13 protein-coding genes are annotated in these 12,848 nt (G+C 70.6%); 5 read left to right on the plus strand and 8 right to left on the minus strand.

Translation table 11 applies throughout. The features are described 5' to 3' along the window. Window positions 1-170 precede the first annotated feature (170 nt). The gene (gene otsB / locus AMIS_RS36680) at window positions 171-980 is read left to right on the plus strand and encodes a trehalose-phosphatase (RefSeq protein ID WP_014447538.1); all 810 of its coding nucleotides are present in this window, start codon (window positions 171-173) and stop codon (window positions 978-980) included. A gap of 7 nt (window positions 981-987) precedes the next feature. On the opposite strand, the gene AMIS_RS36685 is transcribed toward otsB, so the two are convergent. Genes AMIS_RS36685 through AMIS_RS36695 form a run of 3 tightly spaced genes read right to left on the minus strand, consistent with a single transcriptional unit; the run spans window position 988 to window position 4,855 of the window. Next, window positions 988-1,758: an isoprenyl transferase gene (locus AMIS_RS36685; RefSeq protein ID WP_041830290.1), complete on the minus strand. Its 771-nt coding sequence runs from the start codon at window positions 1,756-1,758 to the stop codon at window positions 988-990. 32 nt (window positions 1,759-1,790) lie between these two features. Continuing rightward, window positions 1,791-2,912: a geranylgeranyl reductase family protein gene (locus AMIS_RS36690; RefSeq protein ID WP_014447540.1), complete on the minus strand. Its 1,122-nt coding sequence runs from the start codon at window positions 2,910-2,912 to the stop codon at window positions 1,791-1,793. 38 nt (window positions 2,913-2,950) lie between these two features. Continuing rightward, window positions 2,951-4,855: a phosphoenolpyruvate carboxykinase (GTP) gene (locus AMIS_RS36695; protein ID WP_014447541.1), complete on the minus strand. Its 1,905-nt coding sequence runs from the start codon at window positions 4,853-4,855 to the stop codon at window positions 2,951-2,953. Between the two features lie 270 nt (window positions 4,856-5,125). Here AMIS_RS36695 and AMIS_RS36700 point away from each other — a divergent pair, with 270 nt between their 5' ends. From AMIS_RS36700 to AMIS_RS36710, 3 genes are read left to right on the plus strand one after another with little or no spacing between them, the layout of a single operon-like run. Beyond that, the gene (locus tag AMIS_RS36700) at window positions 5,126-5,890 is read left to right on the plus strand and encodes a sigma-70 family RNA polymerase sigma factor (protein WP_014447542.1); all 765 of its coding nucleotides are present in this window, start codon (window positions 5,126-5,128) and stop codon (window positions 5,888-5,890) included. Between the two features lie 47 nt (window positions 5,891-5,937). Continuing rightward, entirely contained in the window at window positions 5,938-6,474 is a 537-nt protein-coding gene (locus tag AMIS_RS36705) for a GtrA family protein (protein ID WP_014447543.1), read from the plus strand. A 38-nt stretch (window positions 6,475-6,512) separates the two neighbouring features. Beyond that, on the plus strand, window positions 6,513-7,070 hold the full coding sequence (locus AMIS_RS36710) for a GtrA family protein (RefSeq protein WP_014447544.1): 558 nt from the start codon (window positions 6,513-6,515) through the stop codon (window positions 7,068-7,070). A 19-nt stretch (window positions 7,071-7,089) separates the two neighbouring features. Here AMIS_RS36710 and AMIS_RS36715 read toward each other — a convergent pair whose 3' ends face one another. The 3 genes from AMIS_RS36715 to AMIS_RS36725 form a co-directional block, all read right to left on the minus strand. After that, on the minus strand, window positions 7,090-7,650 hold the full coding sequence (locus AMIS_RS36715; RefSeq protein WP_014447545.1) for a PH domain-containing protein: 561 nt from the start codon (window positions 7,648-7,650) through the stop codon (window positions 7,090-7,092). A 4-nt stretch (window positions 7,651-7,654) separates the two neighbouring features. Beyond that, on the minus strand, window positions 7,655-8,509 hold the full coding sequence (locus AMIS_RS36720; protein WP_014447546.1) for a biotin--[acetyl-CoA-carboxylase] ligase: 855 nt from the start codon (window positions 8,507-8,509) through the stop codon (window positions 7,655-7,657). Window positions 8,510-8,592: 83 nt separating this feature from the next. Then, the gene (locus AMIS_RS36725; protein ID WP_157435191.1) at window positions 8,593-9,861 is read right to left on the minus strand and encodes a hypothetical protein; all 1,269 of its coding nucleotides are present in this window, start codon (window positions 9,859-9,861) and stop codon (window positions 8,593-8,595) included. 160 nt (window positions 9,862-10,021) lie between these two features. Here AMIS_RS36725 and AMIS_RS36730 point away from each other — a divergent pair, with 160 nt between their 5' ends. Next, window positions 10,022-11,587 (plus strand): acyl-CoA carboxylase subunit beta, encoded by a 1,566-nt coding sequence (locus AMIS_RS36730; protein ID WP_014447548.1) that lies wholly within the window; start codon window positions 10,022-10,024, stop codon window positions 11,585-11,587. Window positions 11,588-11,617: 30 nt separating this feature from the next. On the opposite strand, the gene AMIS_RS36735 is transcribed toward AMIS_RS36730, so the two are convergent. Both AMIS_RS36735 and AMIS_RS36740 read right to left on the minus strand, forming a co-directional pair. Beyond that, window positions 11,618-12,355, minus strand: a complete 738-nt coding sequence (locus AMIS_RS36735) for a M50 family metallopeptidase (protein WP_014447549.1) — start codon at window positions 12,353-12,355, stop codon at window positions 11,618-11,620. 23 nt (window positions 12,356-12,378) lie between these two features. Next, window positions 12,379-12,594, minus strand: coding sequence for a hypothetical protein (locus AMIS_RS36740; protein WP_014447550.1), 216 nt, complete (start codon window positions 12,592-12,594; stop codon window positions 12,379-12,381). Window positions 12,595-12,848: the final 254 nt, after the last annotated feature.

Raw genomic sequence — 12,848 nt, forward strand, 5'->3', positions numbered from 1 at the left:
CGCAGGTCCGGGCCGGCCGGCTGGCTCGGGATGACCCCGTGCCATACCCGAGACGCTAGCGGTCAACTGCGTCCCGCGGTAGTGCGCAAAATCGGGCACCGAGGGGTGACGCTCGCCCCACGCGAAATCATCACGCATGAAAGTCGACCATCCGCGGGTAATCTGAGCCCGTGGCTGAGAGCGCTCGTCCGACACATCCGCTGACCACCGACGAGGCCTGGGCTTTCACCGCCGAGAGGGCCTCCTCGACCACGTTCTTCTTCGATTTCGACGGTGTCCTGTCACCGGTCACCGACGACCCCGACGCCTCGCAGCCGGTCCCCGCCGTCCTCGGCGTGCTGGAGCGGCTGGCGTCCGCGGTGGCCCGTGTGGCGATCGTCTCAGCCCGGCCGGTGAGCTTCCTGCGGTCGCGGTTCGAGTCGCTGGAGGGCGTCGACCTCTACGGGCTGTACGGGCTGGAGGTGTGGCACGACGGCCAGGTGGTGACCGAGCCGGCCGCGCTGGAGTTCGTCCCCACCATGGACCGCCTCGCCGAGCAGGCCCGCACCGAGCTGCCCGCCGAGATCCTGGTGGAGTACAAGCGGCTCTCCGTCGCCCTGCACTACCGCACCGCGCCCGGCCTGGCCCGGACCGTCGAGCGCTGGGGCCACGAGCAGGCCGAGCGGCTCGGCCTGCGGATCCAGGGCGGCCGGATGGTCGTCGAGCTCAAGCCCCCGGTCGACCAGGACAAGGGCATGGTCATCACCGAGGGCGTCCGCAACGCCGGCTGCGCGTGGTATTTCGGTGACGACATGTCCGACATCAAGGCGTTCGACGCGCTGCGCGCCCGGGAGGCCGTCGACCCCGCCTTCTTCGGCATGGCGGTGGCCGTGGCGAACCCGGAGACCGGCGCCGAGGTGTCCAGCGCCGCCGACCTGACCCTGGACTCGCCGGAGCAGGTCGCCACGTTCCTCACCGAGGGGCTGAAGCGCTTCTCGTGAGCGGTGCTCAGGCTCCGTAACGGCGCTGCCGGTTGCCGTACGACCGCAGCGCCCGCAGGAAGTCGATGCGGCGGAAGTCCGGCCAGTTCGCGTCGTGGAAGTAGAACTCCGAGTTCGCCGACTGCCACAGCAGGAAACCGGAGAGCCGCTGCTCGCCGCTGGTCCGGATGACCAGGTCCGGGTCGGGCTGGCCCTTGGTGTAGAGGTGCTCGGCGATGTGCTCCACGTCGAGGATCTCGGCGAGCTCCTCCAGGGTGCCCCCGGTCGCGGCGTGCTCGTAGAGCAGCGAGCGGACCGCGTCGGTGATCTCACGCCGCCCGCCGTAGCCCACCGCCATGTTGACCTCGACGCCGTCGCGGCGGTCGCGGGTCTTCTCCTGCGCCGCTTTCAGCGTGGCGGCCGTGGCCGAGGGCAGCACGTCGAGCGCGCCGACCATCCGCAGCCGCCACGGGTTGCCGTCCTCGGCCAGCTCGGTCGCGAGATCCTCGATGATCTTCACGAGCGGGTCGAGCTCGGCGGCCGGGCGCTGCAGGTTGTCGGTCGCCAGCAGATAGAGCGTGACATGCTCGATGCCGGCCTGGTCGCACCAGGTCAGCAGCTCCTTGACCCGGGTCGCGCCGACGCGGTGGCCGTCGTTGGGGTCGACGAAGCCCATCTCGCGGGCCCAGCGGCGGTTGCCGTCGCACATGACGCCGACGTGCCGGGGCACGGGCTTGCCGACGAGCTTGCCGGCCAGCCGCCGCTCGTAAATGGAATAGATCAGAGAACGCAGACTCATCACCGCAAAGGGTAGCCATCCCCGCTGAGGGCTCAAGCGGGGACGGGCCGCCAGTGCACCATCCGCGTCGCGATGCGTCCGATCGTGCGAACGTCGAGCAGTCCGTCCGCGAGTCCGAGATCCACCATCCGGGCGAACGTGCCGGGATCGGCGGCGGCTGCGGTGACGGCGGCGTCGGCCACGTGCGGCCAGGCGGTGAGCCGGGCGGCGAGCCCCGAGTGCCGCAGGTGCCGCCCGAGACGGCGGCGCAGCGCGGTCGCGTACCGCCGGGCCACGTCGTGCGGCCCGCGCGCTGCTTCCGCGCCGGCCAGCGCCCCGGAGAGCACCGCGTAGAAGATGCCCTCACCGGTCAGCGGGTTGATCAGGGAGAGCGCGTCGCCGGCGAGCAGGATCCGGCCGCGGCCCGCCGCCGGCCGGGCGGTCGACAACGGCAGGTGGTGCCCGCGCACGCTCGCCGGTTCGGCGCCGGGCAGCAGCAGGGCGAGCCGATGGCGCAGGTACGCCCGGGACAGCGGCCGCCCACGCAGCAGCTCCCCGTACCCCACGTTGGCGGTGCCATCGCCGATCGGGAACTGCCAGGCGTACGCCGGCCAGCGCTGACGGGTCGTGACGATGACCTGCTCACCGGTGTCGGCGGCCGGCGCGTAGCCGCGGATCGCGATCGCCAGGTGCCCGGCCGGGTTCGCGCCGTGCCCGAGGCTGCGGCGCACCACCGATCCGGCGCCGTCCGCCCCGATCAGCACCCGTGCCCGGTACCTCTCGTCGATCACGATCGGGTCGTCACCCCGTACCCTCCGGGTGGTGTGGCGGCGCAACTCGGCGCCGGCCGCCACCGCCGCACGGACCAGGCGCTCGTCGAAGATCCGCCGGGGCACCGTGTGCGCCGGACGCGGCAGCGGCCGGGCCACCGCGGCGCCGCCGGGCGCCACCAGCCGCAACCGTTCCACCCTCCGGAAGCCCGCCACCGGGTCCGGCACGCCCAGGCCGGTCAGCACGTCGACGGCCTCGGCCGCGATCCCGTCGCCGCACGGCTTGTCCCGGGGGAAGCCGGCCCGGTCCAGCAGCAGCACCCGCGCGCCGCCGCGCAGCGCGGCCAGGGCGGCGGCCGAGCCGGCCGGCCCGGCGCCGATCACCGCAACGTCATAGACGTCCATGACGCCACGATGTCACTCCGGCGCCGGGCCGGGCAGGGTCAGGCGTCGGCCAGGCGGGCGCGCAGCGCGTCCAGCTCGGCCCAGAGCACGGCCGGCAGCTTGTCACCGAACTTGGTGAACCACTCGGTGACCTGCGGGATCTCGGCCAGCCACTCCTCCGGATCGACCCGCAGCACGGCTTCCAGCGCGGCCGGGTCGATGTCCAAGCCGGTCAGGTCGAGCGACTCGGGCGTCGGCACGTGGCCGATCGGGGTCTCCACCGCGTCGGCCTTGCCGTCCAGGCGCTCGACGACCCACTTGAGCACCCGGCTGTTCTCGCCGAAGCCCGGCCAGAGGAACCCGCCGTCGGCGTCGCGCCGGAACCAGTTCACGTAGAAGACCTTGGGCAGCTTGTCGGCGTCGCCGGACGCGCCCTTCGCCATGTCGATCCAGTGCTGGAAGTAGTCGCCGGCGTGGTAGCCGATGAACGGCAGCATCGCCATCGGGTCCCGGCGCACCACGCCGACCTGGCCGACCGCCGCGGCCGTGGTCTCGCTGGAGAGCGTGGCGCCGAGGTAGACGCCGTGCACCCAGTCGCGGGCCTCGCTGACCAGCGGAATCGTGGTCTTGCGGCGGCCGCCGAAGAGGATCGCGTCGATCGGGACGCCGCGCGGGTCGTGGTACTCGTCGGCGAGGATCGGGCACTGCTCGATCGGGGTGCAGAACCGGCTGTTCGGGTGGCTCGAGACGGCATCCGAATCCGGCGTCCAGTCGTTGCCCTTCCAGTCGATCAGGTGCGCGGGCGGCTCGCCCATGCCCTCCCACCAGATGTCGCCGTCGTCGGTGAGGGCCACGTTGGTGAAGACCGAGTTGCCCTTGGCGAGCGTGCGCATCGCGTTCGGGTTGGTGTGGAAGTCGGTGCCGGGCGCGACGCCGAACAGGCCGAACTCCGGGTTCGTGGCCCACAGCCGGCCGTCGGAGCCGAACCGCATCCAGGCGATGTCGTCGCCGACCGTCTCGACCTTCCAGCCGGGCAGCGTCGGCTCGAGCATGGCCAGGTTGGTCTTGCCGCACGCCGACGGGAACGCGCCGGCGATGTAGCGGACCTGACCCTCCGGCGAGGTCAGCTTCATGATCAGCATGTGCTCGGCGAGCCAGCCCTCGTCGCGGGCGGCCACGCTGGCGATCCGCAGCGCGTAGCACTTCTTGCCCAGCAGCGAGTTGCCGCCGTAACCGGAGCCGTAGGACCAGATCTCGCGGGTCTCCGGGAAGTGCGAGATGTACTTCGTCTCGTTGCACGGCCAGGCGACGTCCTGCGCACCGTCGGCGAGCGGCGCGCCGATCGAGTGCAGGCACGGCACGTAGTCCGCGTCGTCGCCCATCGCGCTCAGGACCTCTGCCCCCATCCGGGTCATGATGCGCATGCTGGCGACGACGTACGGGCTGTCGGTGAGCTCCACGCCGAACATCGGCTTCACCGGGTTCTTATTCGGGTTTTCGCCGCGCGAAGGCACAGTGTCCAGCGGGCCCATGCAGAACGGCACCACGTACATCGTGCGGCCCCGCATCGACCCCCGGTACAGCTCCGTCATGAGCTGCTTCATCTCGGCCGGGGCCATCCAGTTGTTGGTCGGACCGGCGTCCGCCTCGTCGACCGAGCAGATGAAGGTGCGCTCCTCGACACGCGCGACATCCGACGGGTCGGTGCGGGCCCAGAACGAGTTCGGTTTCTTCTCCGGGTTGAGGCGGACCAGCGCTCCGGACTCGACGAGCTCGTCGGTGAGCCGGGTCCATTCGGCCTCCGAACCGTCGCACCAGACGATCCGGTCGGGCGTTGTCAGGGCGGCGACCTCGTCCACCCAGGCCAGCAGGCGGGGATGCGAGGTAGGGGGCAGAGACAAGATGAAGCTCCTTCGGTCGGCACTGACCAATGACGAATCGGCCGGGAAGTCCGGCTCTGTCATGGGAGTCACATGAGCGTAAGCCCGACAGCGCATGGAGTTCATCGGTAGAACCTGTGGACAACCGCACAATCTATGGTTGCGATGCGCGCAGACGATCGATTCTTCGCCTCTTGGTGCACCTGCGCGCAGTCTCGCCGCTTCCCGGCTCGAGGCACACCGTCGCCGCTGACAACTTTCACAAAACGGACTTAACACCTTAGACTTTCACCTAATCGGGCTTTCCTCGCAATTCCGGCCACATCTCGCGCAGGTCCGGCCTCAGGAGGCGGAATGACGACCCCCGGCAACGACGCGGACTCGGACACCGACTTGCTGAGCGCCGTCCGGGCGGGCGACACAGCCGCGTTCGGCACGCTCTACGAGCGGCACCACGCGGCCGTGCGGCAGTTCGCGTACGGGCTGGTCCGCGACCCGGCCGACGTGGACGACCTGGCCGCCGAGACGTTCGCCAAGGTGTTCGCGACGCTGCGGGCCGGACGTGGCCCGCTCGTCGCGTTCCGCGCCTACCTGCACACCACCATGCGGCACGTCTGCTACCAGCGCGCCAAGATGGACCGCCGGCTGGAGTTCACCGACGACCTGACCCGGTACGACGCGGGCGAGCCGTACACCGACCCGGCGCTGGAACGGCTGGAACGCGCGTACGCCGCCGCCGCGTTCCGGCAGCTCCCCCCGCGCTGGCGCGACGTGCTGTGGCAGACCGAGGTGGAGGGCTCGACCCCGGCCGAGCTGGCGCCGCGGATGGGCCTCACGCCGAACGCCGTGGCCGTACTCGCCCATCGCGCCCGCGAGGGGCTGCGCAGCCTCTATCTGCAGCAGCACGTGACCGCTGCCGATCACCCGGAATGCCGGTGGGCCGGCGAGCGGCTGGGCGGCCAGGTGCGCGGCCGGCTCGCCGCCCGCGACGCCCACCGGATGCGCACCCACCTCGCCTGGTGCGGCGACTGCCGGGGCCGGCTCGCCGAGATCCGCGAGGTCGACGGATTCCGGCACACACCGTTACGTCAGCGTCACCATGCCGGGAGCCACGGTTAAGACTCGGCGGCGACGCACGAAAGAGAAGGCAGCGCGGACAGCGAGGGATGACTGCCGCAGGTACCCTCGGTGCCGTGCCTCCCAACCCGGCGCAGACGTCCCGCCTGCGCACACGTCTGCAGGCGCTCGTCCGTGAGCTGGGCAAGTTCGGCACGGTCGGCGGCATATCGTTCGCCATCGACCTGGCCATCTTCAGTGTCCTGCGCGGTTCCGGCACGGAGCCGCTGCTGGCCAAGACCATCTCCACGGTGATCGCGACGACTGTCGCGTTCTTCGGGAACAGGTTCTGGACCTGGCGCCACGGCCAGCACACCCACATGGCCCGGCAATACACGCTCTTCTTCGTGATGAACGCGATCGGCCTCGGCATCTCGCTGGCCATCCTCGCGCTCAGCCACTACGGCCTCGGCCGGATCTGGCCGGTGTTCGAGAGTCAGCTCGCGGACACCATCTCGGGTCAGTTCGTGGGCACCGCGTTGGCTACCATGTTCCGCTTCTGGTCATATCGACGCTTCGTCTTCCGGGTCACCGGCGACTCGGCCAAGGACCAGAGTGTGGCGCCGTCGTCGTCGTCCGCACACTAACTCCGGCGTCACCGCCCCTGTACCCGTAAGGTTGCCCAATGCCCTCAGCCAGCACGCTGACGGAACGCCTGCGCCGCGTCGCCCCGGAGGCCCTGGCCTTCGGCATCATCGGCGCCGGCAACACGCTGCTCTACATGGCGATCACGTACGTCCTGCTCGACATCGGCGCCGTGAAGGCCAGCGTCATCGGCACGGTGATCACCACCTCGCTGGCGTACCTGGCGAACCGGTACTGGACGTACCGGAACCACACCCGCACCGCGCTGCGCCGGGAGTACACCCTCTTCTTCGGGTTCAACCTGATCGGCATGCTGATCCAGTCCGGGGCCATCGCCATCGGCAAGTACGGTTTCGGCCTCACCGAGGAGCACGACGAGCTGCTCTTCATGACGGTCACCGTGATCGGCATCGGCATCGCCACGATCTTCCGCTTCTGGGCGTACCGGACGTTCGTCTTCCTCAAGCCGCCGGTCGACGGCCACGAGGCCGCGATCACCGAGCTGGACGCGACGGCCGGGCTCGCCGAGCTCAGCGCCGTCGAAGAACCGAACAGCGTCGCCCGCCTGGACCTGCAGGCGGAGCTGGACGCCCGCTGAAAGAACCCAGCGGGTCATCTCAGCGCCGGAACAGGCCGCGATGTGGCTCCGGCGCTGTTTGCTGTTCCGGGTCCTCGTCGTCGTCCTCCGGCTCGGCCGGGCTGTGCTCGATCAGGTCGTAGAGGATCGTCTGCACCCGCTCGGCGTGCGGCAAGCCGGCCAGCACCGCACTCTGGTCGCCGATCGAATCGACGGTCAGCGTGCCGCTGCCCAGCATCCGGTCCAGCACCGACTGGGTCAGCGCGTGGTCGTTCACCCGGTTCAGCGGCAGGTCCCGGCGCTCCCGCACGAGCACGCCGTGCTGCAGCAGGATCCGCTCGTTGGTGAACACGTAGTGGGTGAAGCGCCAGATCAGCAGCGGGCGCACGCCGTGGCGCAGTGAGTTCCAGAGCAGGATCGCGGAGATCAGCCAGAGCGCGACCGTGCCGCCCTCGGTCTCCGGCAGCATGACCCAGGCCAGGATCTCGCCGGTCAGCGCGAGCGCCAGGACCGCGACCGGCGCCACCGCCGCCTTCCAGTGCGGAGCGAGGTGAAGGACGACCTCCTCCTCGTCGGTGAGCACATCCTCCGGGAACGCCACGCGGTCAGCGTACGTGCAGCACGTCACCCGCCGAGACCCGATGTTCGGCGCCGTCCACCGTACGGATCACCAACTGGCCGTCCCGATCCACGGTCACCGCCTCACCGGTCAGCTCGCCCCCGTTCGGCAGCAGCACCCGGACCGCACGGCCGATCGTGGCGCAGCCCCGGCGGTACTCCCCGGTCAGCCCGCACATCTCGGCGTCGCCGCCCGCCTCCCGCCAGCCCTCGTACCACCGGGCGAAACCGCGCAGCAGCGCCCGCAGCAGCGGATCACGGTCGATGTTCTCGGCGCCGGCCACCCGCAGCGAGGTGGCCGCCACACCGTTCGTCGGGGGCAGCTCCTCCGCGTACGTGCTGACGTTCAGCCCGATGCCGACGACTATCGCGTCGCCGGCCACCTCGGCGAGGATGCCGGCGCACTTGCGGTCGTCGACGAGCAGGTCGTTCGGCCACTTCAGCGCCGCCTCGACACCGGACACCCGGGTCACCGCCTCACGCAGCGCCACCCCGGCGAGCAACGGCAGCCATCCGTACGCCCCGGGCGGCACCGCCGGCCAGCCACGCTCCGGGTTCGGCGCCGAGGGTCGCAACAGGACACTGAGGGTCAGCCCGGCGCGGGGCGGTGACGTCCACTGCCGGTCGCGGCGTCCCCGCCCGGCGGACTGGCTCTCGGCCACCACGACCAGGCCCTCCGGCTCGTCACGCCGGGCGGCACCGGCCGCGTCGGCGTTGGTCGAGCCGGTCTCGGTGCGGATGTCGAGCCGGGACCAGAAGCCGCCCGGCACCACCAGGGCGCGGGTGAGCGCCCGGGCGGACAGGGGCGGTCGGTCGAGGTCGGCATACGACGAGGAAGTCACCCGCGAAGCCTATGCCCGGCGTCGCGTGCGGCCCGCCCTGGCCGGGCCGCTCCGGGCGGGGCGGCCTTGCCGGAGCGCCTCGGTCAGGGCTGGGGGCCGGCTGCGTGACGGCTCACGTAGCCGGAGGCCTGAGCGGCGGGGGCGGCGGGACGGGGGCGCGGACGCGGACGTTCGTGGCGGGAGCGGCCCTCCAGGCGCTCGTTGCGGTCGCGCCACGGGCGTTTCTCCTCGGCGTCGCGCCAGGCGCGCCGCTCCTCACGGTCACGCCAGGTGCGGGACACCGGTACCCGGTTGTCGTCGGGCTCCGGGGGCCAGGTCGACGGCACGAGCGTAGTGGGCTCCGCAGCCTGCACCGGGGTCAGATCAAAACCGGTCGCCGGCTCGTAGGAGGGCACCTGCGGCAGTCGCTCCACGGGCACCGGCCAGCCGTAGCCCCGGGCGGACGGCTCGGGATCGTTGTAGAGGTCGTCCGGCACCGGGGTCCAGTACTCGCCGGACGACGGGCGGTCGTCCAGGGCCGGATAGTCCGGGCGCACCCAGTTGTCGACACGGTCGCCGCGGTTCCGGTCGGGGGCGGGGCGGTGGCCGTACCCGGGGAATGTGGTTCTGGGGTGTGGTCCGGCGTCGCGCAAGGGCCAGAGGTCGCGCACCGGCTCTGCGGGAGGGGCGATCGAGCGGTCGTAGCCGGGGTCGGGGTAATCGGGTTCGTCGTCATAATCCGGATCGGTCACCTCGGGGTCCGGTTCGTCGTCCTCGGGAAGATCGGGATCCGGGTGGGCGAGGCCGTCCAGGTGGGCGAGGTGGTCCCGGTGGGCGGGGCCGTCCAGGTGGGCGAGGTGGTCCCGGTGGGCGGGGCCGTCCGGGTAACCGGGGTGCTCCTCGTGGGCCGGCTCCTCGTCGTCGGCCAGTCCGATCATGGCAAGACCGGCCGGGGCGGACGCGGTCAGCGGGGGACGGCCGCTGAACGAGGCTGCGATCCGGCGCCGGCGCGGGGGTGCCGGCGCAGGCGGGACAAGCGCAGGCGCCGCCTGCTCCACGAGCGGGGGCGCAGCCGGGTGCGTGATCGGGAGTGCGGACGGCACAGGCTCCGGCATCGGCGGACGAATCGGGGCGGGCGCGGGCAGCGACTCCGGCATAGGCGGACAAATCGGAGCGGGGGTGGACAGCGACTCCGGCGGGGCGGGGATGGTCGGCGGCTCCTGCGCCAGGGGCACCGGATGCTCCGTCGTCGCGCGCCGCCGCCGGGAAGCCGAGCCGGACCCACCACCGAAGATCACCGACCAGAAGCTGATCAATGTGGCGAGGCCGCCTGCGATGAGCGCGAATCCGGCCGCTGTCATCCAGTTCGTCACGGGGAGAGTAACGAATGGGGCATTGGGTATGAAACGCTCCCGTAACGGCCCGCTCTACCCCACCCGATCAGGCAGGTCGGAGATCGACCGGACCGGACCTGAACGCACACTTGGTTACGATCACCCCCGAGTGCATCGTCGCATCGGAGCGGGAGACCACGTGACATCGCAGCCCGACATACACACGACCGCCGGAAAGCTCGCCGACCTCGCCCGCCGGACCGACGAGGCCGTGCATGCCGGTTCCGAGCGAGCCATCGAGAAACAGCACGCCCGAGGCAAGAAGACCGCCCGGGAACGCATCGAGATGCTGCTCGACAAGGACTCGTTCGTCGAACTCGACGAACTGGCCCGGCACCGCTCGACCGCGTTCGGCCTGGACCGCAACCGGCCGTACGGGGACGGCGTGGTGACCGGCCACGGCACCATCGACGGCCGTCAGGTCTGCGTGTTCTCCCAGGATTTCACGGTCTTCGGCGGCTCGCTCGGCGAGGTCTTCGGCGAGAAGATCGTCAAGGTGCTCGACCTGGCCATGAAGATCGGCTGCCCGATCATCGGGATCAACGACTCCGGCGGCGCCCGGATCCAGGAGGGCGTGGTCGCGCTCGGCCTCTACGCCGACATCTTCTTCCGCAACGTACGAGCCAGCGGCGTCATCCCGCAGATCTCGCTGATCATGGGTCCCTGCGCGGGCGGCGCCGTCTACTCCCCGGCGATCACCGACTTCACCGTCATGGTCGACCAGACCTCGCACATGTTCATCACCGGACCCGACGTGATCAAGACGGTCACCGGTGAAGAGGTCGGCATGGAGGACCTCGGCGGTGCGCGGACCCACAACACGCGCAGCGGCAACGCGCACTACCTCGCCTCGGACGAGCAGGACGCCATCGAGTACGTGCGGGCGCTGCTCTCCTACCTGCCGAGCAACAACCTGGACGAGCCGGAGATCTTCGAGTCGGACGCCGAGCTCGCGGAGCCCGACGCGCACCTGGACACCCTGATCCCGGACTCGCCGAACCAGCCGTACGACATCAAGAAGGTCGTCGAGACCGTCGTCGACGAGTTCCTCGAGGTGCAGCCGCTCTACGCGACGAACATCGTGGTCGGTTTCGGTCGCGTCGAGGGCCGGCCGGTGGGCGTGGTCGCCAACCAGCCGATGAGCCTGGCCGGCACGCTCGACATCGCCGCGTCCGAGAAGGCGGCACGGTTCGTCCGGACCTGCGACGCCTTCAACATCCCGGTCCTCACGTTCGTCGACGTGCCCGGCTTCCTGCCCGGCACCGGACAGGAGTGGGACGGCATCATCCGGCGCGGCGCCAAACTGATCTACGCGTACGCGGAGGCGACGGTCCCCAAGGTCACCGTGATCACGCGTAAGGCGTACGGCGGTGCCTACGACGTGATGGGCTCCAAGCACCTCGGCGCCGACGTCAACTTCGCGTGGCCGACCGCGCAGATCGCGGTGATGGGCGCCCAGGGCGCGGTCAACATCCTCTACCGGGGCGAGCTCGCCGCGGCTTCGGACCCGGTCGCACGCCGGGCCGAGCTCATACAGGAGTACGAGGACACGCTCGCGAACCCGTACATCGCGGCCGAGCGCGGTTACGTGGACGCGGTCATCCAGCCGTCACAGACCCGCGCCCAGGTCACCCGGGCGTTGCGGATGCTGCGCACCAAGCGGGAGACCCTGCCGCCCAAGAAGCACGGCAACATCCCGCTGTAACTCCGGCTCCGCTTCGCGGCGATTCGCGTGCTACGGGGTACCCGCGGGGAGCCACTGACCGGCCAGCAGGAAGGCGCCGGCCAGCAACGCCACCAGGTTCACCACCAGGAAGAGGCCCACCCAGAACACGGCGGGCAGGTGCGTGAGGCGGCTGAGCTGGTCGGCGTCCGAGTCACGCATCCGGCCGCGGCTGCGCAGCTTCTGCAGCTCGAAGACCGGCCGGACACCGCCGAAGAGCAGGAACCACACCCCCGCGTACGCGAAGACGGCCTGCACCTGGGCAGACGCGTACCAGGAGACCGCGAACACGATCGCGCCGGTGATCACGAGCGAGACCACGCCGAACAGGTTCCGGATGTTGATCAGCATGAGGAGCAGCAGCACCACGGCGAGCCAGAGCAGCAACGTGATCCGGTTGCCGCCGAGCAGCCAGGCGCCGAGCACACCCACCAGGGACGGCGCGATGTAGCCGCCGAGCAGGGTGAGGATCATCCCGGGTCCGGTCGGGCGGCCGGCCGACAGGGTCAGGCCGGACGTGTCGAACTCGAGCCGGATGCCCCGCAGCCTGCGCCCGGTCAGCAGCGCGAACAGCGCATGCCCGCCCTCGTGCGCGATCGTGACGGCGTTGCGGGCGACCCGCCACACCGGCCTGAACGCGACCGCGAGGAACCCGGCCACCGCGGTGAGAAGCACCAGCAAACCGGGTGGATCGGGCTGAGCTCCGAGGAGTTGATCCCACAGGTCAGTCACACCGTCGATCGACAACACGCCGGGGACTGTAGCCGATCAGGCTATGCGCGGCGTCGCGCCACCACTTTCACCGGCTCGGGTCGGGGCCGGCGCAGGTTGCGGAACGCGAGCACGCCACCGGCAACCACGGCCAGGGCGGCGACGAGCAGGAACGCCAGGACCGGGCCGGCGGCAGCGATGAGGATCGCCAGGTCCGCCACCGCGACCAGCATCCAGAGGGCCAGAGTCGGCTTACTGCCGTGTCGTCGGCAGTTCATGATGCACCTCCATCCGTGACTCTGGATCTACTACCCAGCCGTCCCGATCTCACGCATGGAGGTGCGGATCACCCGGCCCGGAAGCCCTCGTAGATCGCCGCGAGGTCCTTCTTCGCCGCGTCCCAGTCACCCGGAGACGTGTACCAGGAGAGGCTCCAGGTGGTGTCGTCGATCGCGAACACCCGGCGGACCACGTGCTGCTCGTTGCCGCTGTTGGTGGTGTAGTAGTACTCCCAGTCGGCCGCGTCACCGTG

Source organism: Actinoplanes missouriensis 431, assembly GCF_000284295.1.
GTDB lineage: Bacteria > Actinomycetota > Actinomycetes > Mycobacteriales > Micromonosporaceae > Actinoplanes > Actinoplanes missouriensis.

Excerpts from the sequence above, each read along its gene's own strand:
- AMIS_RS36685 (WP_041830290.1), bottom strand. The coding sequence starts at position 1,758 with ATGAGTCTGCGTTCTCTGATCTATTCCATTTACGAGCGGCGGCTGGCC.
- AMIS_RS36690 (WP_014447540.1), bottom strand. The coding sequence starts at position 2,912 with ATGGACGTCTATGACGTTGCGGTGATCGGCGCCGGGCCGGCCGGCTCG.
- AMIS_RS36695 (WP_014447541.1), bottom strand. The coding sequence starts at position 4,855 with ATGACAGAGCCGGACTTCCCGGCCGATTCGTCATTGGTCAGTGCCGAC.
- AMIS_RS36700 (WP_014447542.1), top strand. The coding sequence starts at position 5,126 with ATGACGACCCCCGGCAACGACGCGGACTCGGACACCGACTTGCTGAGC.
- AMIS_RS36705 (WP_014447543.1), top strand. The coding sequence starts at position 5,938 with ATGACTGCCGCAGGTACCCTCGGTGCCGTGCCTCCCAACCCGGCGCAG.
- AMIS_RS36710 (WP_014447544.1), top strand. The coding sequence starts at position 6,513 with ATGCCCTCAGCCAGCACGCTGACGGAACGCCTGCGCCGCGTCGCCCCG.
- AMIS_RS36740 (WP_014447550.1), bottom strand. The coding sequence starts at position 12,594 with ATGAACTGCCGACGACACGGCAGTAAGCCGACTCTGGCCCTCTGGATG.